We start from the raw sequence: 24447 nt of genomic DNA on the forward strand, positions 1-24447 counted from the left end.
TGCGAGGTGACCTACAGTAAACACCATTAGGCGGAATTTGCCGCAAAAGGGACAGGAAATGACGTGATGTAATTTGTCTGTGCCGACCGCACGTGCCACTTTGGGTCACCGCCCGGCAGGCACGGGGCAAAGCTACCGCGCGGTGCCGGACGAGGGGGTGACGTACCGTCGGTACCCGAAGAGATATCACTCGCACGCCGGAGGGGACAGGGGATGACCCAGATCGATCGGCCCTTTCGCCTCCGTCGCCACAGTCGTCGCGCACGTCGCACACGCACCGTCACCGCCGTCTCCGCGGTCTCCACCCTGTTGCTCGCCCTCGCTTCCTGTAGTGCCGGCGACGGTGCACGTCCCCACTCCAGCCCGTCGACCGGCCGCCAGGCGAAACAGGCGCCCGCCTGGCGCACCCACCCCGGCTCGATCGCGGCGCTCGGCGACTCGATCACCGTCGGCTTCAACGCCTGCACCATCCTTTCCGAGTGCCCCGAGGTCTCCTGGTCCACCGGCACCGACCCCAAGGTCGACAGCCTCGCCAGTCGCCTGCTGAAACGTCCCGCCACCCACAGCTGGAACTTCGCCCGGGCCGGTGCCCTGATGAACGACCTGCCCGGCCAGGTAGCCGCCGCGGCCGTACGGAAGCCCGAACTGGTCACGGTCCTGATCGGAGCCAACGACGCCTGCCGCCCCAACGTCGGGGCGATGACCCCCACCGCCTCCTTCCGCGCCGACTTCACGCGCTCCCTTAAGGCGCTGCGGCGCTCTCTGCCGCACACACAGGTCTATGTCGCGTCGGTGCCCGACCTGTTGCGGCTGTGGTCCGAGGGGCGCAAGAACCCGCTCGGCAAGGAAGTCTGGAAGCTCGGCATCTGCGGCTCGATGCTGCAGCACCCGGACGACCTGACGAAGCCGGCCCAGGACCGGCGGGAGAAGGTGCGGGAGCGGGTCATGGCCTACAACTCGGTGCTGGCCAAGGTCTGCGGCAAGGACCCGCTGTGCCGCTTCGACCCCGCCGTCTTCGACTACCGCTTCACCGGCCGCCAGTTGAGCACCTGGGACTGGTTCCACCCGGGAGCCGGCGGCCAGAAGGAACTGGCGGAGCTGGCGTTCCGGACCATCACGCGCAGGCAGGGGTAGCGGGGCTGGTCAGCGGGGCGGCGGGTCCAGCGGGGCGGTGGGGCCAGCGGGTCGGTCGGTCCAGCGGGGCGGCCTAGCGTGCCTGTTCGGCAGGCTCGTGCGGCGGGCCCGTTCGGCAGGCTTGTCCGGCAGGCCCGTCCGGCGGGCCCGTCCCATTGGGCGGTGGGGTTCGGCGTGTTGGGCCGGCGGTGTGCGGCGGGGGCGGATGGTGTGTTCGGACTGTCTGCGGCGTGGGGCGGATGGTCTGCACGTGGTGCGGACGGTGCGCACGTGGGCAACACGTGTCCCGTGGGCGCGCGGCAGAACGCCTCCACCCAGGCATCCACTTCCGGCCAGGCATAGGCTCATGCCCATGAAGACGCAGGTCAGCAGGGAACCCTTCGGCACGCTGGACGACGGAACCGGCGTCGACCGCTGGACCCTGGAGGCGGGCACCGGACCGGGCGCACTACGGGTGCGGATCCTGACGTACGGCGGCATCGTCCAGACCGTCGAGGCCCCGGACCGGGACGGCAGGTCCGGCCAGCTGGCGCTCGGCTTCCGCGACCTGGCCTCCTACGTGGCCCACGGCGGCTCCCACTTCGGCGCGCTGGTCGGCCGCTACGCCAACAGGATCGCCGGGGCTGCCTTCCCCCTCGACGGCAGGACGTACCCGCTGACGGCGAACGACGGGCGCAACAGCTTGCACGGCGGGCCGCGCAACTTCTCCCGCGTGGTGTGGGACGCCCGGCAGATCGAGAACGGAGTGGAGCTCCGCCGGGTCAGCCCCGACGGCGAGGAGGGCTTCCCCGGCAACCTGGACGTGCGGGTGGCCTACACCCTCTCCCCCGGCCCGCACGGCGGCGCCCTGCACCTCTCCTACGACGCGCACACCGACGCCCCCACCGTCGTGAACCTCACCAACCACACCTACCTCCACCTGGGCGGGGACGGCAGCGGCAGCGCCACCGGGCACGAGCTGCGGCTCGCCTCGAGCCGCTACACGCCCGTCGACGACACCGGCATTCCGCTGCCCGGCGCTCCGGCCGAGGTCGCCGGCACCCGCTTCGACTTCCGGACCGCCCGCGCGGTGGGTGGCCCGTACGACCACAACTTCGTGCTGGACGGCGGCGTGACCACCACCCCGCGTCCGGTCGCGGAGCTGTACGACCCGGCCTCCGGCCGCGCCCTGGAGCTGGCCACGACGCAACCCGGTCTGCAGCTCTACACCGCCGACCATCTCGACGGCTCCCTGACCGGCTTCTCCGGCCTGCCCTACGGACCGGCGGCCGGCCTCGCCCTCGAGACCCAACACTTCCCGGACTCTCCCCACCGCCCGGACTACCCCAGCACCGTCCTGCGCCCCGGCGAGGTCTACCACTCGGAGACCGTGTACCGCTTCTCGGTACGCCCACGGGAGGAGGGCGCGGCGTGAGCCGGGGGCTGTTGCGGGCCTCCCCAGAGAGCAGCCCAGGGGGCAGCCCTTAGGGGTCCTGGGGGCCATCCCCTAGGGGCTTCTCATACCGTGCGGTGATGCCAAAGGTCATACCCTGCGGTGACGATTCCCGATTCGCGATACCCGAAGATGATCAGTGTCCGGCCCACCCGGCCGGAACCGCTTCGGTCCCCTTCCCTTCGTCTCGGGAGACGTATCACCATGGCCCGCCTCCGCGCTCCTCATATCGTCCTGTCCTGTGCGGCGTTGACCGCGCTGGTGGCCGGCTGCTCGCTCTCCGATTTCGGCCCGACCAAAGAGGCGAAGCGCACGTACACCGTGGACGGAAAGATCACTGCTCTCTCGGCGACGACCCATGGCGGGGACATCGAGGTGGTCCCGGTCGCGGCCGGCGGCTCGGTGAAGGTCACGGAGAAGTACCGCTACAACGACCGCAAGCCAACTCCCGCACACAGCGTCAAGGACGGCCGGCTGACCCTGAAGGCCGAGGACTGCGGCATGGGCCGCAAGTGCGAGGTGGACTTCCGGGTGCTGTTGCCGCGCGATGCCTCCGTCAGTCTGCACACCAGCGGCGGAGACGTCACCATCCGCGGCACCTCGGGCGCCATCGACGCGGAGACCAGCGGCGGTGACGTCACCATCGCGGACTCCACGGCCCGCAGAGCCCAGGCCAGAACCAGCGGCGGAGACGTGGACCTGACGCTGACCACGATGCCAGACGACATCTCGGCCCGCACCAGCGGAGGCAACGTCACCGTCCGCCTCCCGAAGGGAAGTTACGCGGTCAAGGCCACAACCTCCGGCGGCACCAGCAAGGTCTCCGTACCGACGGACCCGCACTCCCCGCACAAGGTGACGGCCCACACGAGCGGAGGCGATGTGTCGGTGCAGACCTCTTAAGGACCGGTCGCGATCGCGGTCGCGGTCTTCTCATCGCCCACTGGTCGTCGCCATCTGTCGTCACCTGTTGTCATCTGTCGTCGCCTGCGGGCACCTGTCGACGCTGGTGGGCACCTGTTTCGCTGGTGGGCACCTGTCGCGGCCTGTCGGCTCCACCTCTTGGTGTCGATGCGGTCCGGGCTGATACCGACCCAGGGCTGATGCGGATTCCTGGCAGGGAGGTGGGCTCGAGCGGGCGTGCGCGGTGCTGCACCGGCAGGGCGAGTGGGTGCAGCGCGCCGGGGTGCCGTGTTGTGGCCGCGCTGTAGCCAGGGTGCCGCGATATGGATGCGCTGTAGCCAGGGGGCTGCGATATGCATGCGCTGCATCCGGGGTGCCTCGATGTAGACGCGCTGTAGGCAGGGTGCCGCGATGTGGACGCGCTGCATGTCGCGTGGGCTGGCAAAGGAACACCGTGGGAGGAGGAGGTGGGGGGCGGGGGCGGGGCCCAGGCCCGGGGCTTGAGCCAGGCGGCGGTGACCGGCGGCCCTGGCTGTCAGGTGGCCGTGACCTGGGCTGGTGGCGGTGACCTGGGCTGCCAGGGCGCGGTGCTTCTCGGCTGTCAAGCGGCGGTGACCTCCGCTGTGAGGCGGCAGTCGGTGAGGCTGTGGGCCGCCTCGACGGTGTAGACGCCCTTGATGCGGCGCCAGTCGTCTGCCTCCTCGTCCCAGATCTCGAAGGCACGGTCCGGGAGCGGGATTTCGGCCTCGGTGCACTCACCGGGACCGGCCTCGACGACGGCGAAGCCGACCAACCAGCGGGCCGGTCGTTCGGGTGCCTCCTGGGTGGCGTCGGCGGTCGCCATCGGGGCGGGGCCAGTGCCGGACGTGGCGGTGTACGGTGCGAGCTCGATGCCGTGAAGGGTGGGCGGGGTGGCGTCGGCGGTTGCGGTCGGAGTGGGCTCAGCGCCGTTCGGGGTGGTGGGGGTGGGGGCCAGGTAGATCTGGACGGTTTCGCGGCCGGGGCGGGGGCCGGTGTTGCGCAGGCGTACGCGTACCGAGTCGGGGGTGGTGTCCAGGGACTCGTACTCCCAGTCGGTGTAGCCGAGGCCGTGGCCGAAGGGGTAGGCGGGGGTGGGGAGGGACGCGGAGCGCTGCCAGGCGCGGTAGCCGATGAATGGGCCTTCGGAGTAGGTGAGTTGGCCGTTGGTGGGGGTGACGGTGGTGACCGGGGCATCGTCGAGGCGGGCCGGCCAGGTGGTGGGGAGTCGACCGCCGGGCTCGTGGGTCCCGAGGAGGACATCGACGAGTGCTGTGCCTGCCTCCTGTCCCGGGAACCAGCTCAGCAGGACGGCGGCTACCTGCTCGCGCCAGGGCAGTTCCACCGGGGAACCGGAGTTGACCACGACGACGGTGCGCGGGTTGACCGCGGCGACGCGGGTGACCAGCTCGTCCTGGCGGCCGGGAAGCCGTAGATCGCGTCGGTCGAAGCCCTCCGACTCGACCTCTTCGGTCGTGGCGACGACCACGACCGCGACATCGGCGGCGGCCGCGGCGCGGACCGCTTCCTCGATCTCGGCGTCCGCGTCGAGCTGCGGCGCGTTGTGGCCGAGAGTGAAGTTCAGCGCGTCCAGCCCCTCCCCCAGCCCGAGGCTGCGCGGTACGAACCGCAGGGTGACGTCGACCCGCTCCCCCGCTGCCAGTTCCGCCGTCACCTGCTGCTCGGCGGGTTTCATGAACGCCTCGAAGGGGTCGCTGCCCTCGGGTACAACGGTGTCGTCGAAGAGGACCATGCCACCCACGGTCAGCCGGAGGGCGCCGGTGCCGGCGACGGCGAAGGTGTGGGCGCCGCCGAGGTGGGGGGTGTAGGTGCCGGTCAGTTCGACGGCGCTGAGGTTGTGCCGGGTGACGCCGTCGGGGAAGCGGCCCATCACCTGCACTTTCCCGTCGAACTGCGGAGTTTCGGCCAGGAGGTTGCCGTTCGCGTCGAGGTAACGGGCGTGCAGGGTGAACCCTGCACGGGCGTGGGGGATCCGGGTGCGCGGGTCGGCACCGACGGCGAAGGTGACCTCGACGTCGTCGGGCAGGGCCGCGCGTAGCCCGTCCAGCGGGGTGACGATCCGGTCGGGGAAGACGGTCGCGGATCCGCCGCCGAGGACGCGGGCGTCGCGCGCGGTGGCTCCGATGACGGCGAGGGAGCGGATCGTCGTTGGGTCGAGGGGCAGTACTCGGCGGGCGGCGCCCACTGGTGGGGCGGTCATCGCCTCATCCGCTACCGACGCATGGGTGAGCGACGTCTGGGTCGCCGACGTCTCGGTTGCCGGCGCTTGGGTCGCTGGTTTGTCCGCTACCGGCGCGTCGGCCAGTGGTTCACCGGCGATCGGCTCGTTGCGGAGCAGGACGAACGCGCGTCGGGCGATTTCGCGGGCCATCGCGGGGCCGTCGACATACTGGGGGACGTCGGCCGGGGCGACGGCGGCTGGTACGCCCGCGAGGCATCCCGTACGAGCGGCGAGCAGGAGTACGCGGCGGACCGCGTCGTCCACCTCGTTCTCGGCCACCTCGCCGGCTCGGACGGCTTCGGCGAGCGGTGCGCCGTAGACGGTGCGCGGGCCGGGCATCGCTACGTCCAGGCCGCCGCGCAGCGCCCGGACGGTGTCACGGGCGGCCGTCCAGTCGGAGACGTTGCAGCCGTCGAAGCCCCATTCGCCGCGCAGGACGTCCTGGACGAGGTAGCGGTGTTCGGTCATCGTCGAGCCGTTGACCTGGTTGTACGCGGTCATGATGCCCCAGGGGCGGGCGTGGGTGACGATGTGCTCGAACGGCGCGAGGTACAGCTCGCGGAGCGGGCGGGGAGCGATGCGGTTGTCGACGGTGAGCCGGTCGGTCTCGGCGTCGTTGCCGACGAAGTGCTTGACCGTGGTGGCGACGCCGCCCTCCTGCACCCCCCGTACGTATCCGGTGCCGATCGCGCCGGTGAGAAGCGGGTCTTCCGAGTAGCACTCGAAGTGCCGGCCGCCCAAGGGGGAGCGGTGCAGATTGACGGTCGGCGCCAGAAGGACGTGCACTCCCTTGCGACGGGCCTCCTGGGCGAGAAGGTGCCCGGCGCGGCGGGCGAGTTCGGGGTCCCAGGTCGCGGCCAGGGCGGTGGGGCTGGGCAGGGCGACCGAGGGGTCTTCGGCGCTCCATTGCTGGCCGCGTACGCCGATCGGGCCGTCCGACATCACCAGCGACCGCAAGCCGATCTCGGGGACGGCCGGCAGGGTCCACATGTCCTGACCGGACAGCAGCCGGACCTTGGTGTCGAGGTCGAGCGCGGTGAGCGCGCGTTCGACGGCCGCGGCGTGTTCGGCTGCGAGTGCATTCTCGTGCTCGCCGGGGTGCGTCTCGCCGTATGCCTCCGTGTGGTCGCCGCAGCGCGCCTCGCCGTATGACTCCGTGTGGTCGCTGGCATGCATCCCGCCGTATGCCTCCGTGTGGTCGTCGGCGTGCATCTCGGTGTGTGAATCCGCATGAGTGGAGGCATGGACGGGGGTGGCGTCGCGGGACGGGCGGTTGTCGCGGGACGGGCGGTCTGACTGGGCGTCGGTCATACAGCTCTCCGGTCTCGCTGTTGATCCTGTTCGACCTGTTGGGGCTGGCGGGCCTGTAGGGGCTGGCGGGGCGGTTGGGCTGCTGGGGTTGTCGGGCTGTTGGGGCCTGTGGGACCTGTGGGACCTGTGCGATCTACTGCCCCGCCCGGGACGTCATGTGGCGTCCCCTGGCCGGATTCTGATCCGTCAACCTCCCGAACGGTAGGCATTGTGACCTGTCCGTTACCTCGCCCGTACGAGTTCTCCACTCCGGGGTTACGCTCGGCCGGTGACTGCACGAGATCAGGGCGCCTCCCGCGACGGTCGGACGGGACCGCGGCGGGGCGGTGGCGGACGGGAGGCCCAGCGCGCGGAGCGGCGCGAGGCCATCCTGGAGGCCGCCATGGAACTCATCGCCGAGCGGGGTTACCGCCGCACCTCGCTGGCCGCCGTCGCCGAGCGCGCCGGGCTGACCCAGCAAGGGCTCCTGCACCACTTCCCCACCAAGGAACTGCTGCTGGTCGGTGTGCTGGAGGCGCGCGACCGTTGGGATCTGGCGTCGTCCGCCGCCGCGTCCGGCACCTGGCGCACCGACACGCTCGCCCAGCTCGTCGACTACAACGCCACCCGCCCCGGCATCGTCCAGACCTACACCGTCCTGTCCGCCGACAGCGTCACCGAGGACCACCCGGCCCGCGCCTTCTTCGAGTCCCGGTTCGGGACCGTACGCGCGGCGATGGCGGCGGCGCTGCGGGCCGAGTTCGGGGACCGGCTGCCCGGCGGCCTGACGCCGGAGCGCGCGGCTCCGCTGCTGGTCGCGGTGATGGACGGGCTCCAACTGCAGTGGCTGCTGGACCCGGAGAACGTCGATATGCCGGCGGCGTTCCGGGACTTTGTGGCGTTGCTCCGGGGTGGGGAGGGCGAGGGGACGAGTGACGACACGGGCGACGGGACGGGCGAGGGGACGAGTGACGGCACGGGCCACGGAACGGGCGACGACCGGGGCGACGGCACGAGCGAGGGAGAAAGTACCCGGCGGAGGACGTGACGGGCGGGTCGGCGGACGGGAGGGCCGCCGGACGTCTACCGGAGGGGGGTGAGGCAGGAGCTCGTCATCCCGTCCGAGCTGTACTTGGTGTCGGCCAGGTAGTCCCCGTCGGCGCACTGGTCCCCCGAGGAGTCGAGGGTGCGGGTCACCTTGAACTGTGCATCGGCCGATCCGCAGTCCAGTGTCCGCAGGTCCTGGTCGTGCCAATTGCCGTCATTGTGTACGCAGTCGCCGACGATGAGGGTCTGTGCCTTCTCCCCTCCCGTAGTGGACGAGCTGTCGTACGGGTCGTCTGCGAGCAGGCCGATGACGAACAGCACCGGCAGCAGCAGTGCGAGCAGCACCATCGGCACCAGAAACAGCATCGCCTCGGGGCGGCGGGTGAGCGGCTTGCCCGGATCGAGCGCGGGCCGGAAGCCCCCCATCGGAGGTGCCAGTTTGCGGAAGCGGGCCCGGGGGCCGAGATTCATCAGGAGAGTGAGCGGTGTGATGGCCACGGAGAGCGGGCTCCACCACCCCTGCCACAGGGTTTTCGCCGACATCTCCCGGTAGGTGGCCAGTCCGCACGAACGGCAGAACATGCCGCTGCGACTGAGGAACCGCATGACGTAGAGGATGCCCTGATGGCCTCGCACGGTGGCCTGGACGGCCGGCTGCGCACCGCAGAACACGCAACCGGGGGCGGGGGCGGGGGCGGCGGCCACACCATACGGCTGGGCGTACGGATCCGAGTGCTGGTGGGGCGGGTACTGGGGTGAGTGCTGGGGTGAGTGCTGGGGTGGGTACTGGTGAGACGGGTACTGCGGGTGCTGCTGGGGCGCCGGGGGTTGCTGAGGGTGCGCGTACGCGTGCGGTGCCTGGGCGGCCGGGATCGGGGCCGGGGCGGGCGTCGATGCCGGGTAACCCGGCGGTGGGCCGTACGGGTTCGGGCCGTACGGGTTCGAGCCGGTCTGGCTCGGCGGCGGAGCGTACGGGTGCGGGCCGTGCGGTGGTGGCGGGGTGGCCACAGAGATCCCCCTGAGTTGTGTGGAGCACAAGCACGTACATGCCCTGTCATGTACGGCATCGAGCCCGGTCAGGGCCCGCAAGCGAGTCGAAAACAGTGCCCCGACGAGCGCTTGCCGCGCGGGAGCGGGCCGAACCCGGGCGGGAACCGGGCCGAAACCGGGCGGGTACCGGAACCGGAACCGGACGGGAAACCCTATCCGTGGCCGCGCAGGGCCTTGCACCCGCCCTCTACCCTCGCGTCCCGCTCCCCCGCTTTACTCACCCCATGAGATCGCTCTTCAACCCCTCACCCATGGCGAACCCCGGGCGCTCAACTGCTGGGCTGCGCACGCTCGGTGCCGCGCTGTTGGCCGCCGTTCCGTTGTCCCTTCCCAGCCCATCGGTCGCAGCGACCCCGGCGACCACAACGACCGCCACCACCGCCACCGCTGCCACCACTGCCGTCGCCACCCCCACCGCAGCTTCCATAACCTCCCGAGCGCCCAGGGCCTCCGCGAGACCCATAACCGCCGCCAATACGGCTACGACGACGGACCTCACCGTGGAGGAGGGCCGACTGACGCAGGCCGCCCCTCAGGAGATCCTGCGGCGCAGTGGGTTTGCCGTATGGCCAGGAGAGTTCGCCCGTGGGCTGGCGCAGATGAGCACGTACCCGCAGGCCAGACGGTATGTGGAGACGGAGGGGCGGGCGTTGTGGCGGCGTGCCGTGGACCGGGCACAGGGGCGTGGGCCCGCGGGCGGCGATCTCAGTCGGGACGACGACCGTCCGCTGTATTGGGCGCGGTTGGGGATGTCGAAGGAGTTGCGGCAGTGGCGGCCGGGCTTTGACCTGTCGGCCGCTCAACGGGAGGCGCTGCTCGGTGCGTTGGAGCGCGGTTCACGTGGCCAGGACTCGATCGTGCTGCCTGCGGGCAAGCGCCTGCTGCGGATCGTGGTGACCGGGTTCGACCCGTTCCAGCTGGATGCCGATCCGCGGCGGAGCAATCCGTCGGGAGCGGCGGCGCTCGCGCTGGACGGGACGACGATTCGGACCGCGTCGGGTGAGCCGGCCCGGATCGAGGCCGCGGTCTTCCCCGTACGGTGGGCCGATTTCGCGCGGGGGACGGTGGAACGCACCCTGGCACCGTATTTCCGGCGCGGGCCGCGGCAGGTGGACCTGTTCACGACGATCAGCCAGGGGCGGCCCGGGCGGTTCGACGTGGAGCGGACCAATGGGGCGTGGCGGGGCGGCTATCCGGACAATGTGCGGGAGTCGCGTACGGAGACCGTGCCGATTCCTCCCGGGGTACCGACCGTGACGCCGCAGCCGCAGTGGACGACCACAAGCCTGCCGTACGCGCGGATCGTGGCGGCCGGTACCGGGCCGTACCCAGTGGTCGATCACACCGCCGTGACGGAGATCCCGGCGGGCGGCACGGCGCCGGTCGAGCGGCCGGACGGGCCGACTCCGGGATCGACCGCCCGGGCCGGGGGCGGTGGGGACTATCTGTCCAATGAGATCGCTTATCGGGCGACACTGCTGCGGGATGCGGTCGGGCGTCCGACGCTGCCGGGCGGGCATCTGCACACCCCCGTCCTGGAGTTCGGGCCCGACAACACGGATCCGACGAACGGGCAGGTCACCGACCCGGTCCTGGTGCAGAACCGGATGGCGATCACCCGGCAGGTGCGGGAGATCGTGACGATTGCGGCCGACTCGGCGGGCGGCGCGCAGGCCGGTACCTCGTAGCGAAAGGAGGGGACGAGGGGGGCGGGGGGGGCGAACAGCCGGCGCGTGCGGGCCTGCGAAGAGTTATCCACAGGCCCGCACGCGTCGGGGTCACGGCGGGCATCATGGGGGAATGATCACCGCAGCCGCACAGTTCGCCCCCGTGCCAGGGGATATCGAGGCCAACGCCGCGCGGATGGCCGCGCTCATCGGGGAGGCCGCCAGCCGTGGCGCCGGCCTGGTGGTCTTTTCCGAACTCGCCCTGACGCACTACGACCTGCGGCTCATAGCGGCTGATCCGGACCGGCTGACGGTCGCTCCCGACGATGCCCGGCTGACGCCGGTCCGGGACGCCTGCCGGGCGAGCGGGGTGGCGGCGGTGGTGAACGCTGCGGGCCGGGCCGTGGAGCCCGGTGGCCGGCCGACGATCTCCTCGTTCGTCTATGGGCCGGACGGTGCTCTGCTGACCCGCTACGACAAGGTCCATGTGTCCGAGGACGAGAGCAAGGTCTTCGCGCGGGGCAGCGTTGCGGGGCGTTTCTTCCTCGGCGGGATCCGGTTCGCGCTGGCGACGTGCTTCGACAACAGTTTCCCCGAGGTGCCGGCGCGGGCCGCGGCGGACGGCTGCCGGGTGTATCTCTCCAGCGCCTTCCACGATTCGGCGGAGCGTGTGGCGCGGTACGGCGAGATGGCCCGCGAGCACGGACTCCTGGTCGTGCTCGCCAACGGGATGGAGGTCGGCAGTCCCGGGCCGGCCTGCGGGCTGAGCGGGGTCTGGCTGCCGTCGGGTGAGCGGGTGGCGGCGGCCGCCGAGTGGACCGCGCCGGTGCCGGGCGACGGTGCGGAGCTGGTGCTGAGCGACGCCCGTGACCGGATCACGCTGATGTCGGACCCGGCGGTGGCGGCGATACCGGTCGAGGAGTGCGGTGAGCCGCTGGTGGACGTACGGACCGCGGCGCCCGGCCTGCTGGTGGCCGCGGACCGGGGCGACGAGCAGGGTGCGTTCGCGCATCTGCGGGAGGGGGTACTGCGGCGGCTGCTGGAAGCGCAGCAGACGTTGCCGGACGGGCTGCGGCTGCAGTTCGTCGAGGGGTACCGCCCGCCGGGCCTCCAGCGACGCTATTTCGAGGAGTACGCGGACGAACTGCGCGCCGCGCACCCGGACTGGGACGGGGCGCGGGTCCATGAGGCCGCCAGCCGGTATGTGTCCCCGCCGGAGATAGCCCCGCACAGTGCGGGGGGTGCGGTGGACCTCACGCTCGTCACCGCCGACGGCGAAGAGGTCGACATGGGGACACCGATCAACGCCTCCCCGGAGGAGAGCGACGGTGCCTGTTACACGGCCGCGCCGGGCCTGTCCCCCGCGGCGCGCGAGCACCGTCGCATAGTGAGCGCCGCGCTCAACGCCGCCGGGCTGGTCAACTATCCGACGGAGTGGTGGCACTGGTCCTACGGCGACCGCTACTGGGCAGTGGCGACCGGCGCGGACCGTGCGCTGTACGGGCCGAAGGAGTTGAGGGAGGAAGGGTGAAAGGGCTGGTGACCAGGGATTCGTAGCAAAAGGAGCGGTAGCAAAGGACAGGTAGCAAGGGAGGGTTAGTGAGGGAGGGGTAGCTAGGAGAGGTAGAAGAGGGCAGGTGTCAGTCGGTCGCCCGGTCCTGCCGCCCCATGAGGTAGGGGGCCGGGGCCGTCCCCGGCAAGGCCGGGGACGGTGACCTCAGGTCGCCACGGCCCGGGGCGGTGGCCGCACGCCGGCCCAGCCGGGACGGTGGCCGCCTCAGGCCGGCACGCGCCTTAGCTGCCGTCACCCGTGTCCTGGGCGGTTTCCGGGACCATGGCTTCCAGTTCGGCGCGGGTGGGATAGGACGGCTGGGCGCCCGGCTTGGTGACCGCTGCGGCTCCGACCCGTACGGCGAAGCGGGCGGCCTCCGGGAGGGTGTCGCCGCGGGCCAGTCGGGTGGCCAGGGCACCGGTGAAGGCGTCGCCGGCGCCGGTGGTGTCCACGGCCTTGACGCGTACGCCGGGCACCTCGGTGGCTCCGGCGGCGTCCAGGACCAGTGCGCCGTCGCCGCCGAGGGTGACGACGACGGAGCGGGCACCCTGGTCGTGCAGTGCCCGAGCCCACTCGACGGGGGTGCCGTCGGCGCGGCCGGAGAGCTGGCGGGCCTCGTGCTCGTTGACCACCAACGGGTCGGCCACCGCGAGGAGTTCCGGGGTAAGGGCCGTCTCGGGTGCCGGGGAGGGGTTGAGGACGACGCGGGTACCGGCCTGTTCGGCGGTGGCTGCGGCGGCCCGTACGGACTCCATGGGGATCTCCAGCTGGAGGGAGACCACCGCGGAGGCGGCGATGGTGTGCTTCGCCGCGGCCACGTCCTGCGGGGTGAGGGCGGCGTTGGCGCCTGGGGAGACGACGATGCTGTTGTCGCCGTCCGGATCGACGATGATCATCGCGGTGCCGGTGCGGGCCGTCTCGTCGACGATGACGGGCGTGACATCGGTGCCCGCCTCGCGCTGGGCGTGCAGCAGCAGTTCACCGTAGGCGTCGCCGCCGACCCGGGCCAGCAGCGCGGTGCGCCCGCCGATCCGGGCCGCGGCGGCCGCCTGGTTGGCGCCCTTGCCGCCGGCCGATTCGACCAGGTCCGTGCCGAGCACGGTCTCCCCCGCGCCGGGTCGCCGCTCGACCCGTACCGTCAGATCCGCGTTGGCCGAGCCGACCACCAGGACGTCATACATGCGCCGTTCTCCCGTTTCCGAGCGTCGCCCGGTCCTGCCGGTGGCTGTCCATGCGCCGCTCTCTTTCTGTTCTCGTGTGTGGTGCGTTGGTCGTGTGGTTGCAGTCGTGTTGTTGCAGTTGAGGTGTTGCTGTCAGGTTGGCGCAGTCGACGATGTTGCTGTCGAGGCTTTTGCTGACACGTGTGTGGTTGTGGCGTGTGGTTTTCCGTGGGTTGCTCTCGCGTGTGTGTTGTCGTTGTCGCGCGTGCTGTTGCTGTAGTGCCTGTCGTTGCTGTCCTGTGTGGGGAGTGGGTCCGGTCACCGTGGCGGGTCTGTTCGGGACTGGGGGTGGGTTGGGCCTCATCCGCCGTCGAACGTGGCCGCGTTCTTACGGGTCACCAGTACCACCGGGACCTTGACCGACTGCGGCAGCTTCTCACCGTGGGCGGCCTTCAGGGCCCAGTCCACGGCCTGTTTGCCGAGGAGTTCCGGCTGCTGGGCGATGGTGGCGGTCAGGGTGCCGTTGCGGACGGCCGTGATGCCTTCGGGTGTGCCGTCGAACGCCACCACCTTGACGTCCTTGCCCGACCGGCCGCCCAGTGCCTTGGCGGCGCCGAGCGCCATCTCGTCGTTGGCGGCGAAGACACCGGCGAGGTCGCGGTGGGCCTGGAGCATGTTGGTCATCACGTCCATGCCCTTGGTGCGGTCGAAGTCGGCGGGCTGGCGGGCGACGACCTGGATGCCGGGGTACTTCCTCAGGCCCTCCTCGAAGCCGCGGCCGCGTTCGCGGGCGGCGGAGGTGCCGGGCTGCCCTTCGAGGAAGGCCACCTTGCCCTTGCCACCGAGCGATTCGGCCAGCGTCTTCGCGGCGAGCCGGCCGCCGGCGACGTTGTCGGAGGCGATGGTCGAGCCGACCGTGCCTCCGTTGACGCCGCGGTCGAGGGAGATGACCGGCACCTTCGCCCGGTTGGCGACACCGACGGCCGGGACGGCGGCGTCCGAGTCGACCGGATTGATGATGGCGGCCTTGACGTTCTGGCTGGTGAACGTCTCCATCTGGTTGATCTGCTGGGTGGGGTCGTTCTGGGCATCGGTGATGTTGATGTGCAGCCCGCGGGCGTCGGCCTCGGCCTGTGCGCCCTTCTTGATGCCGACGAAGAACGGGTTGTTCATCGTGGACAGCGCGAGACCGAGGTCGGTGTTGCCGCCGCGGTCGCAGCCGGTGAGCGCGAGGGCCGCCGTGAGGGTCGCCGCCATCGCCGTCGCCGTCGCGAGCGTCCTCCCACTATGGGCACGCCCGTGAGTCTCCCTACGAGCACCCCTCCGGGCGTCCCGACGGCCCTCCCCGCGGGCACCCTTCGCGGCCGTCCGCGCCCATGCCCCCGGCCTCATCGCGTGCTCCGGCGGCGCAGCGTGTCCAGGAGGACCGCGAGGGCGATGACCAGGCCGGTGGCCACCTGCTGCCAGAAGGCCGAAACGCTCAGCAGATTGAGGCCGTTGCGCAGCACGGCCAGGATCAGCGCGCCGATGAGGGTGCCGGATGCCTTGCCGGAGCCGCCGGAGAGGCTGGCCCCGCCGATCACCACGGCTGCGATCGCGTCCAGTTCGTAGCCGGTGGCCGCCTGGGGCTGGGCGGAGGTGAGGCGGGCCGCGAGCACGATGCCGGCGACCGCCGCGAACAGTCCGGACAGCGCGTAGATGACGAGCTTGCGGCGCTTGACGTGGATGCCGGAGAGGCGGGCCGCCTCCTCGTTGCCGCCGATCGCGAACATCGCGCGGCCGGCGTATGTACGGGCCAGGATCAGCGCGGCGACCAGCCCCATGCCGATCATGACGAGCACCGGTACCGGCAGCCAGCCACCGAGGGTGTCACCGAGCCTGCTGACCGAGGTGGGGAAGGGGATCGGCGAGCCGCCGGAGATGACCAGGGCCAGACCGCGGCCCACGGACAGCATCGCCAACGTCGCGATGAAGGCGGGCAGTTTGCCGTAGGCGACCAGTGCGCCGGAGAGCAGTCCGGATCCCGCGCCGACCGCGAGGCCGAGCAGTACGGCGATCCAGACGGGCAGGCCCTGGCCGGTGGCGGCCCAGGCGACGACGGTGGCGGCGAGCGCGGCGACCGATCCGACGGACAGGTCGATGCCGGCCGAGACGATCACGAAGGTGACGCCGAAGGCGAGGATCGCGGTGACGGATGCCTGGACGCCGACGTTGAGGAGGTTCTGGCCGTTGAGGAAGTCCTTGGAGAGCGCGGCCATCACCACGACCAGGGCGGCCAGGCCGCCGAGCGGGCCGTTTTTGAGGACCGCCCGGGAGAACCACTCCGCGGGCCGGCGGCCGCCCGGGTGCCGGTCCGGTGCCCGTCCCACCGCCTCAGCGGCGGCTCCTGTCTTCAACTCAGCGGACATCAGAGCCCTCCGTCGCGCTCTTGTCGGGGTGGTTGTGGTGGCCGGTGTCGGGGGCCGTGCGGTGGTCGGTGTCAGGCGCCCTGCCGCGGTCGGTGTCATCGGTCGTGCCAGGGTCGGTGTCAGGCGCCCTTACCGCGGTCGGTGTCGTGGGTCGTGCCGGGGTCGGGGGCCGTGACGGGGTCGGTGTCAGGCGCCCTGCGTCGGTCGGCGCCCTGGGCGCGGTCGGTGTCGGACGCCCTCCCGCTGTCGGTGTCGGACGCCCTGCCTCCGTCCGTGCCGTGGGCCCTGCCGCGATCGGTGTCATCGGTCGTGCCAGGGTCGGTGTCGGGGGCCGTGACGGGGCCGGTGTCAGGCGCCCTGCGTCGGTCGGCGCCCTGGGCGCGGTCGGTGTCGGACGCCCTCCCGCTGTCGGTGTCGGACGCCCTGCCTCCGTCCGTGCCGTGGGCCCTGCCGCGATCGGTGCCGCGGTCCCGGTCGCGGTAGGTGTCGTGGCTTCTGGTGCGGTCGGTGTCGTGGGCCGTGTGGAGGGCCAGTTCCATTACGGCGTCCTGGGTGGCTTCTTCGGCGGTGAGTTCACCGGCCAGCCGGCCCTGGGACATCACCAGCACCCGGTCGCTCATGCCGAGCACCTCCGGCAGGTCGCTGGAGATCATCAGGACCGCCCGGCCGGACGCGGTCAGCTCGTTGATGAGCTGGTAGATCTCGACCTTGGCGCCGACGTCGATACCCCGCGTGGGCTCGTCGAGGATCAGCAGCCGGGTGTCCGCGAGCAGCCATTTGCCGATGACGATCTTCTGCTGGTTGCCGCCGGAGAGCGTCCGGGCGGGCTGCGCCAGGCCACTCATCCGGACCTTCAACTGCTCGGCCACGGTGGCCGCTCGGCGTCGCTGGGCGCCGCGGTCCACCAGCCCGCCGCGGGTGTCGCGGGTGAGCCGGGCCAGGGTGAGGTTGTCCTGGAGGGACGCGTCCAGGACCAGGCCCTGGCCCTTGCGGTCCTCCGGTACGAGGCCGAGCCCGGCGCGCATCGCGGCGCGGACGTCGCCGCGGGCCAACCGCTCGCCGTCGATCTCGACCGTGCCGGCGTCGTACGGGTCCACCCCGAAGACGGCCCGGGCCACCTCGGTACGGCCGGCGCCGACCAGTCCGGCCAGGCCCACGACCTCACCGGCCCGCACCTCGAAGTCGACGTCCTGGAACACCGGTCCGGTCCCACTGCTGTGGCGGGTCAGGCCGCGGACCCGCAACAGCGGCGGGCCGGGCCGGTCGGGGCGCTGCCGCGGGTACTGCTCGGCGATGTCCCGGCCCACCATGAGGCGGATCAGTTCGTCCTCGCCGGTCGAGGCCGGCACCTGGGCGACCGAGCGGCCGTCGCGCAGCACCGTGACGCGGTCGCCGAGCGCGCCGATCTCCTCCAGGTGGTGGGTGATGAAGAGGATCCCGACACCGGCGGCGCGCAGTTCGCGGACGATCCCGAAGAGGGTCTGCACCTCCTCGGAGGTGAGCACCGCGGTCGGCTCATCCATGATCAGCACCCGGGCGTCGACGCTGAGTGCCTTGGCGATCTCGACCATCTGGAGGCGGGCGATGCCCAGTTCGGCGACCGGGGTGTCCGGGGAGACGTCCAGGCGTACGCGCCGCAGCAGTTCGGTGGCGCGGGCCCGCATCGTCTTCTTGTCGATGAGGCCGAGGCGGGTACGCGGCTGGCGGCCGAGGAAGAGGTTCTCGGCGACGGTCAGGCCGGGGACGAGGGTGAACTCCTGGTGGATGGTGGCGATGCCGAGCCGCTCGGCGTCCTGGGCCGAGCGGATGTGCACCTCGCGCAGGCCGCCGGGCGGGGCGTCGGGCCGGGTGCCGGGCCTGGTGGTGGACCTGGTGCCGGGCCTGGTCCGGGGCCTGGTGGGCCTGGTGATGGGCCCCGCGTCGGGCCGTTCCGTACCGGGGGCGGCGAGGATGCGGCCCTGGTCGGGGCGGTGGGCGCCGGAGAGCATCTTGATGAGCGTGCTCTTGCCCGCGCCGTTCTCCCCGAGGAGGACGTGCACCTCGCCGCCGCGCAGGCTCAGGTCCACGCCGTCCAGCGCGCGCACTCCCGGGAAGGACTTGGTCACCCCCTCCACACGCAGCAGTTCGCGACCGTCCGGAACGTCGGCCGGTGCGTCGTCCGGCACCTCGGCCGATACGCGATCCGGTGCACCGCCCCGCACATCGGCCGGTATGCCGTCCGGCACGCCATCCGGTATGCCGTCCGGAACGTCATCGTTGACGCCGGTCATGCGCTGCCCCTCTCGTCCTCGTGCGACTTCGCTGATGGCTGCTGGTTGCTGGTTGCCGGCTACTGGCTGCTGGCGTTGGCTGCTCTCTGGTCTGGCTGTTGCGAAGCACGGGGACCGGAGTCGATCGAGGCGGGATGCCGCCGGTCGGAGGCGTACGTACCGTCCACGGGGGCAGGCGTACGTACCGTCCACGGGGGCAGGCGTACGTGCCGTCCGCGGGTCGGAGGCATACGTGCCGCCCACCCGTCAGCCGACCGGCGGTTCGCCGCAGGAGCGGCGGGACACGAGCCGGGCCGGGAGCAGTACCGATTCGGCGGGCCGGCCCTCGATCCGGGCGAGCAGGGTGCGGACGGCGGCCCGGCCCAGGTCGCGGGTGGGTTGGGCGATGGCGGTCAGTGGCGGATCGGTGTGGGCGAACCAGGGCACGTCGTCGTAGACCACCAGCGCCATGTCGTCGGGGACCCGCAGTCCGCGGGCGCGGAGTTCGTCCAGCGCGCCGAGCGCCATCAGGTTGTCGGTGGCCAGGACCGCGTCCGGTGGCTCGGGGAGGTCGAGGAAGCCGCGCATCATCTGGCGGCCGCCGGTGGGCTGGAGGTCGGGGGTGGCGCCGACCCGTTCGTCGGGCAGCGGGATGCCGTGGTCGGCCAGCGCCGTACGGAACAGGGCGAGGCGCTCGTCGCCGGTGGGGGTGCCGGCCGGGGCGACGATGATCGCGGGGCGGCGGCGGCCGAGCGCGGCGAGATGGCCGGCGAGTTCGGTGAGGGCGGCGCGGCCGTCGGCGCGTACGCAGGGGGCGTCGATGCCGGGGACGCTGCGGTCCAGCAGGACCAGCGGGGTACCGGAGGCGACGACCTCGCGGAGCATCGCCGAACCGGTACCGGCCGAGCTGACCAGCAGCCCGTCGATCCGGCGGTCGAGCAGGGTGCGGATGTAGTCGTCCTGCTGCTCGGGGCGTTCGCCGGCGTTGCCGATGACCAGGCTGTAGCCGAGGCTGCGGGCCGCGTCCTCGACGGCGTCGGCCAGCTCGGTGAAGAACGGGTTGGTCAGATCGCTGATGATCAGGCCGAGCGCGCCGGTCCGGGCGGTGCGCAGGGCGCGGGCGACGTTGTTGGGGCGGTAGCCCAGTTCGCTTACGGCGGCGAGCACCCGGTCGCGGGTCTCGGCGACCGGGCTGTGCCCGTTGAGGACCCGGGAGACCGTGGCCACGGAGACCCCTGCCCGCTCTGCCACGTCCTTGATGTTCGCCATGCGCCGTTGCCGTTCCGTTCTGTTCTGTTCCGTTCGGGTGGGGAGACTCTCGCCATCGGCGTGTAATCGTTTTCACGAGGTGTCGTGAGGGCTACGAAATCGATTACATGGCGGGGGCGTCAAGGTTCGGTACGTGTGGCCTGCGCCACATGGGGGGTGCGCGGCGGGCCTATGAGGTCATGCGAGGGGGCGTGACGCGGCGTGGCATACGGGCTCGGCGCCCAAGGTCGGCATACGGGCTCGGCGTCCAGGCTCGGCATACGCAACTCGACAGGCAGGCTCCGCAGATGAAAGGGGCCGCACCCCGGGTCGGTCCGGGATGCGGCCCCTGGCACGTGGACGGAGACGCCGTTACGGGAATCGCCGTCGGGAAATGCCGGTACGGCAGGCTCCGTGACGGGAGATGCCGTCACGGGAGATGCCGTTGCGGAAGACGCCTCTGCAGGAGACTCGCCGCGGCGGTCGGTCGGACGACCGCCAGACGACCGTCAGACGATGGTCAGGCGACCGTCAGCTTGACGTCGATGTTACCGCGGGTGGCGTGGGAGTACGGGCACACCTGGTGTGCCTTTTCCACGAGGTCCTTGGCGGTGGCGGCGTCGACCGTGGGGATGGAGGCGACGATCTCGACCGTGAGGCCGAAGGCGCCGTCCGGGGTCTTGCCGATGCCGACCTTGGCGGTCACCCGGGAGCCGGAGACATCGGCATTCTCCCGGCGGGCGACGACGCTGAGCGCGCCCTGGAAGCAGGCGCTGTAACCGGCCGCGAACAGCTGCTCGGGGTTGGTGCCGGCGCCGCTGCCGCCCTGCTCCTTGGGCGGGTTGACGACCACGTCGAGCTTGCCGTCGTCGCTGGCGACGCGGCCGTCACGGCCGTTCTCAGCGGTGGCGACGGCGGTGTAGACGACGTCGACGGTCTGGATGGACATAGGAAATCCTCCTGTGGTTCGCCGCGACTCGCGCCCACGGATCGCGACGGCTTGCCGCCGAGCCTAACGGGCCCGCGCAAGGGCACGGCGAGGAGGGCTCGCCGTCCGGCGGCCGCCGCCGGTGATCGCTCAGGCTTCCGTCAGGCTCACGATCATCTTGCCGGTGTTCTCACCGCGGAGCAGGCCCAGGAAGGCGTCCACGCCGCGCTCGATGCCGGCGACCTTGGTCTCGCTGTACTTCAGCTCGCCGGAGCGGATCCAGGCGGAGACCTCCTCGACGAACTGCGGCTGCAGCGCGGAGTGGTCGCTGACCAGCAGGCCCTGGAGGCGCAGCCGCTTGCCGATGACCATGGCGAGGTTGCGCGGCGCGGGGCTCGACTCGGTGGCGTTGTACATCGAGATCATGCCGCAGATGGCCGCCCGGCCATGGACGTTGAGAGCGCTGATGGCCGCTTCGAGGTGGTCGCCGCCGACGTTGTCGAAGTAGACGTCGATGCCGTCGGGCGCGGCCTCCTTCAGCTGCTGGGTGACGTTGCCGTTCTTGTAGTTGAAGGCGGCGTCGAAGCCGTACTCCTCGACCAGGAGCTTGACCTTCTCGTCGGAGCCGGCCGAGCCGATGACCCGGGAGGCGCCCTTGAGCTTGGCGATCTGGCCGACCTCGCTACCCACCGCACCGGCCGCGCCGGACACGAAGACGGCGTCGCCCTCCTTGAAGGACGCGACCTCCAGCAGGCCCGCGTAGGCGGTCAGGCCCGGCATGCCCAGGACGCCGAGGTAGGCGGTGAGCGGGGCCAGCGACGGGTCCACCTTGGCGGTCCGCTTGGCGTCCACGACGGCGTACTCGCGCCAGCCGAGGCCGTGCAGGACGTGGTCGCCGACGGCGAGGGAGTCGGCGCGGGAGGCGATGACCTCACCGACCGCGCCGCCGTCCATCGGCTCGTCGAGCTGGAAGGGCGGGACGTAGGACTTCACGTCGTTCATCCGGCCGCGCATGTACGGGTCGACGGAGAAGTGCTGGTTGCGGACGAGGACCTGGCCCTCGGCGAGCTCGGGCACCGCGGCCTCGCGCAGCGCGAAGTCCTCCGGGGTGGGCCAGCCGTGCGGGCGGGCGACGAGGTGCCATTCGCGGCTGGTCGTGGGCAGTGCGGACATGAGAGCCATCCTCCTAATGCTTCAGGTGCTGAAACAACCATGGACTCGATATTTCATGATGTCAAGTAATCGGCTATCCTGGTCCGCATGACACCGCGTCCAGACTCCTTGACCGTCGAGGTCGTCGATCTCATCGGCACCGTCGTCGCCCGTTACCACGAGGAGTACGAGCACGCCGCGGCCGAGCACTCCCTCACCGGCACGCAGGCCCGGGTCCTCAGCCTGCTCGCGGTCGGGCCGCAGCCCATGCGCAAGATCGCCAACTGCCTGAAGTGCGAGCCGTCCAACGTCACCGGCATCGTGGACCGCCTGGAGTCCCGCGGCCTGGTCGAGCGCCGGCCCGACCCGGACGACCGCCGCGTCAAGCTCGCCGCCGCGACGGACGAGGGCGCGCGGACCGCCGAGGCCCTGCGGACGTCGCTGCACTTCGCCCGCGAGCCGCTCGGCAAGCTCACGATCGCCGAGCGCACGCTGTTGAAGGAGCTGCTGCAGCGGATGCTGGGCGGCACCGCGGAGTAGACGCCGGAGGAGGCGGGAGGAGACGCGGAGGAGACGCGCAGGAGACGCGGCAATTGGCCCACGATCACCGTGGCCAGGTGGACCGGGCGGGCGGGCCGGTGGCGGCTTAGGGTCGCGGTATGACACAGCCCAGCGCCTCCCGCCACTCCGTCGACTTCTACTTCGACCCCATCTGCCCGTTCGCCTGGATCTCCTCCCGCTGGATCCTGGAGGTCGAGCAGCACCGCGAGCTGGACCTGCGGTTCCGCGTGATGAGCCTGTCCGTGCTCAACGAGGGCCGCACGGACCTCCCCGAGAAGTACCGCGAGCTGCTGGACTCCGGGTGGGGCCCGGTGCGGGTGTGCATCGCGGCGGCCCAGGAGCACGGCGAGGGCGTGCTGCGCGACCTCTACACCGCGCTGGGCACCCGTATCCACAACAACGGCCGCGAGGACACCGCGGCCGTCATCGAGGAAGCGCTCGCCGAGGTCGGGCTGCCGGCCGGGCTGGCCCGTGCGGCCGAGAGCGACGCGTACGACGATGCGCTGCGCAAGAGCCACCACGAGGGCATGGACCCGGTCGGCGAGGACGTCGGGACGCCCACGATCCACATCGACGGGGTCGCCTTCTTCGGGCCGGTGCTGATGGCGATCCCGCGCGGCGAGGACGCGGTGCGGGTCTTCGACGGCGCCCGCCTCCTCGCCGGTTACGACAAGTTCTTCGAGCTCAAGCGGACCCGCACCGGCGAGTTCGACTTCAGCTGACCGTTCCCGAGGGGGCCGGGGCAGGGGCCGTGTCCGCCGGAGCTTCCGCCGGCGCGGGACGTACGCCCCGCAGCAGCGCCACGGCCAGTACGGCGGCGCAGAGCATCACGCCCGCGGCGCTCAGCACGGCCGTCTGCAGACCGTCGGTGAAGGCCGCGCGGGACGCGGTCAGCACCGCCCGGCCGGCCTGCGCCGGGAGGTGTGCGGCCACCGCGGCGGCGCCGGCCAGCGTCTCGCGTGCGGCGTCGGCCGCGCCCTGCGGGAGGCCGGCCGGCAGGGCGTCGTCCATGTGGCCGCGGTAGACGGCGCTGCCGATGCTGCCCAGGAGCGCCATGCCCAGCGCGCCGCCCAGTTCGGTGCCGGACTCCAGCACGGCCGAGGCGGAGCCCGCGCGCTCCGGCGGCGCCGCGCCGAGGGCCAGTTCGTTGCCGAGCGACGCCACCATCACCAGGCCGGAGGCGTAGACCGACGAGGCGACCAGGACGTACCAGAGTGCCGAGCCCGGCTCCACGAAGGAGAGCCAGACGAAGCCGCCGGCCGCGAGGACGAAGCCGAGGGCGATGACGTGCGCCCGGTCCATCCGCTGGCCGAGCGCCGTGGCCACCGCGGCCATGCCGCCCACGGCGAGGGTCGGCAGCAGGTTCCACAGCGCGGCCTCCAGTGGGCTCATGCCCCGTACGGTCTGCAGGTACTGGGTGAAGAAGACCGCGCAGCCGACGATCGCGAACATCGCCAGCAGGTTCATCAGCACCGAGACGCTGAACCCGCGGTGCCGGAAGAGTTCGAGGTCGAGCATGGGGTGGCGGGCGGTGCGCTGGCGGTGCACGAAGCCCGCGGCGGCCAGCAGGCCGACGACGAGGGCGAGGACGGGCAGGACGGACACGCCGTTGCGGGCCATCTCCTTGATGCCGTAGACGATCGGCAGCATGGCGAGCAGGGAGAGCAGCGAGCCGGGCAGGTCGAAGCGGCCGGTCGTCGGGTTTTTGAACTCCGGGAGCAACAGCGGCCCGGAGACCAGCAGCAGCACCATCGCCGGGGTGTTGATCAGGAACACCGAGCCCCACCAGAAGTGCTCCAGCAGCAGCCCGCTGAGCACCGGTCCGACGGCGATCCCGCCCATGGTCGCGGCCGACCAGATGGCGATGGCCTTGCCGCGCTGCTTGGCGTCGTGGAAGAGGTTGCGGATCAGCGCCAGGGTGGACGGCATCAGGGTCGCGCCACCGACACCGAGCAACGCCCGGGCGGCGATGAGCATTTCGGCGCTGCGGGCGTAGGCGGCGACCCCGGAGGCGAGGGCGAAGAGCAGGGCGCCGAACAGCAGCAGCCGGCGGCGCCCGATGCGGTCGCCCAGCGCGCCCATGGTGATGAGCAGGCCGGCCAGGACGAATCCGTAGACGTCCAGGATCCACAGTTGCTGGATGCTGCTCGGTTCCAGCTGCGCGGTCAGGAACGGCACGGCGAAGTAGAGCACCGAGACGTCCATGGAGACCAGGAGGCAGGGCAGCAGGAGGACGGCGAGGGCGATCCACTCCCGGCGGCCGGCCCGCGGCTCGGGGGCAGGGGCAGGGGCAGGGGATGTGTACGAGGTAAACGACATGAGTGACACAGTAAGCACGCACGGCTTACGGTGCAAACATCAGGGATAGCAAGGGAATTGGAGGTGCATCACACTAGTGCACCTGCC

17 protein-coding genes and 1 pseudogene are annotated in these 24447 nt (G+C 71.4%); 9 read left to right on the forward strand and 9 right to left on the reverse strand.

What is annotated here, in order from left to right; translation table 11 throughout:
• The first annotated feature begins 213 nt into the window (after positions 1 to 213).
• The 3 genes from ACZ7MX_RS21200 (at position 214) to ACZ7MX_RS21210 (ending at position 3469) form a co-directional block, all read left to right on the forward strand.
• Positions 214 to 1134 (forward strand): SGNH/GDSL hydrolase family protein, encoded by a 921-nt coding sequence (locus ACZ7MX_RS21200; protein ID WP_472134241.1) that lies wholly within the window; start codon positions 214 to 216, stop codon positions 1132 to 1134.
• A gap of 352 nt (positions 1135 to 1486) precedes the next feature.
• Positions 1487 to 2548, forward strand: a complete 1062-nt coding sequence (locus ACZ7MX_RS21205; protein ID WP_472134243.1) for an aldose epimerase family protein — start codon at positions 1487 to 1489, stop codon at positions 2546 to 2548.
• Positions 2549 to 2770: 222 nt separating this feature from the next.
• Positions 2771 to 3469, forward strand: coding sequence for a DUF4097 family beta strand repeat-containing protein (locus ACZ7MX_RS21210; RefSeq protein WP_472134244.1), 699 nt, complete (start codon positions 2771 to 2773; stop codon positions 3467 to 3469).
• 601 nt (positions 3470 to 4070) lie between these two features.
• Here ACZ7MX_RS21210 and ACZ7MX_RS21215 read toward each other — a convergent pair.
• Positions 4071 to 7040: a beta-glucosidase gene (locus tag ACZ7MX_RS21215; protein ID WP_472134246.1), complete on the reverse strand. Its 2970-nt coding sequence runs from the start codon at positions 7038 to 7040 to the stop codon at positions 4071 to 4073.
• A gap of 268 nt (positions 7041 to 7308) precedes the next feature.
• Here ACZ7MX_RS21215 and ACZ7MX_RS21220 point away from each other — a divergent pair, with 268 nt between their 5' ends.
• A complete protein-coding gene (locus tag ACZ7MX_RS21220) occupies positions 7309 to 8067 on the forward strand; it encodes a TetR/AcrR family transcriptional regulator (RefSeq protein WP_472134248.1) in 759 nt (252 codons plus the stop codon).
• Between the two features lie 35 nt (positions 8068 to 8102).
• Here the strand turns inward: ACZ7MX_RS21220 and ACZ7MX_RS21225 are convergent, their stop codons facing one another.
• Positions 8103 to 8672 (reverse strand): LppU/SCO3897 family protein, encoded by a 570-nt coding sequence (locus ACZ7MX_RS21225; RefSeq protein ID WP_472134250.1) that lies wholly within the window; start codon positions 8670 to 8672, stop codon positions 8103 to 8105.
• Positions 8673 to 8690: 18 nt separating this feature from the next.
• Between ACZ7MX_RS21225 and ACZ7MX_RS21230 the strand changes: the two genes are divergently transcribed.
• The 3 genes from ACZ7MX_RS21230 (at position 8691) to ACZ7MX_RS21240 (ending at position 12314) form a co-directional block, all read left to right on the forward strand.
• Positions 8691 to 8825, forward strand: coding sequence for a hypothetical protein (locus tag ACZ7MX_RS21230; protein ID WP_472134252.1), 135 nt, complete (start codon positions 8691 to 8693; stop codon positions 8823 to 8825).
• A 716-nt stretch (positions 8826 to 9541) separates the two neighbouring features.
• The gene (locus tag ACZ7MX_RS21235) at positions 9542 to 10804 is read left to right on the forward strand and encodes a pyroglutamyl peptidase (RefSeq protein WP_472134548.1); all 1263 of its coding nucleotides are present in this window, start codon (positions 9542 to 9544) and stop codon (positions 10802 to 10804) included.
• Between the two features lie 112 nt (positions 10805 to 10916).
• Entirely contained in the window at positions 10917 to 12314 is a 1398-nt protein-coding gene (locus ACZ7MX_RS21240; RefSeq protein WP_472134254.1) for a nitrilase-related carbon-nitrogen hydrolase, read from the forward strand.
• 263 nt (positions 12315 to 12577) lie between these two features.
• Here the strand turns inward: ACZ7MX_RS21240 and ACZ7MX_RS21245 are convergent, their stop codons facing one another.
• The 6 genes and pseudogenes from ACZ7MX_RS21245 to ACZ7MX_RS21270 all read right to left on the reverse strand — a co-directional run bounded on the left by ACZ7MX_RS21245 (position 12578) and on the right by ACZ7MX_RS21270 (position 21501).
• Entirely contained in the window at positions 12578 to 13516 is a 939-nt protein-coding gene (locus ACZ7MX_RS21245) for a ribokinase (RefSeq protein WP_472134256.1), read from the reverse strand.
• Positions 13517 to 13855: 339 nt separating this feature from the next.
• Positions 13856 to 15753: pseudogene (locus ACZ7MX_RS21250) on the reverse strand (ABC transporter permease/substrate-binding protein).
• Between the two features lie 269 nt (positions 15754 to 16022).
• Positions 16023 to 18173, reverse strand: a complete 2151-nt coding sequence (locus tag ACZ7MX_RS21255) for a sugar ABC transporter ATP-binding protein (protein WP_472134258.1) — start codon at positions 18171 to 18173, stop codon at positions 16023 to 16025.
• A gap of 246 nt (positions 18174 to 18419) precedes the next feature.
• On the reverse strand, positions 18420 to 19421 hold the full coding sequence (locus ACZ7MX_RS21260; protein ID WP_472134260.1) for a LacI family DNA-binding transcriptional regulator: 1002 nt from the start codon (positions 19419 to 19421) through the stop codon (positions 18420 to 18422).
• A 499-nt stretch (positions 19422 to 19920) separates the two neighbouring features.
• A complete protein-coding gene (locus tag ACZ7MX_RS21265; RefSeq protein ID WP_030806167.1) occupies positions 19921 to 20349 on the reverse strand; it encodes an organic hydroperoxide resistance protein in 429 nt (142 codons plus the stop codon).
• 129 nt (positions 20350 to 20478) lie between these two features.
• Positions 20479 to 21501, reverse strand: coding sequence for an NADP-dependent oxidoreductase (locus ACZ7MX_RS21270; protein WP_472134261.1), 1023 nt, complete (start codon positions 21499 to 21501; stop codon positions 20479 to 20481).
• 87 nt (positions 21502 to 21588) lie between these two features.
• Between ACZ7MX_RS21270 and ACZ7MX_RS21275 the strand changes: the two genes are divergently transcribed.
• Both ACZ7MX_RS21275 and ACZ7MX_RS21280 read left to right on the forward strand, forming a co-directional pair.
• Entirely contained in the window at positions 21589 to 22020 is a 432-nt protein-coding gene (locus ACZ7MX_RS21275) for a MarR family winged helix-turn-helix transcriptional regulator (protein WP_030806174.1), read from the forward strand.
• A gap of 119 nt (positions 22021 to 22139) precedes the next feature.
• Positions 22140 to 22763, forward strand: coding sequence for a mycothiol-dependent nitroreductase Rv2466c family protein (locus tag ACZ7MX_RS21280; RefSeq protein WP_310724630.1), 624 nt, complete (start codon positions 22140 to 22142; stop codon positions 22761 to 22763).
• Here ACZ7MX_RS21280 and ACZ7MX_RS21285 read toward each other — a convergent pair.
• A complete protein-coding gene (locus ACZ7MX_RS21285; protein ID WP_472134263.1) occupies positions 22756 to 24360 on the reverse strand; it encodes an MFS transporter in 1605 nt (534 codons plus the stop codon). The two genes, ACZ7MX_RS21280 and ACZ7MX_RS21285, sit on opposite strands and share 8 nt — an antisense overlap.
• Between the last annotated feature and the right edge of the window lie 87 nt (positions 24361 to 24447).

It is taken from the genome of Streptomyces sp. NPDC107765, from assembly GCF_055657085.1.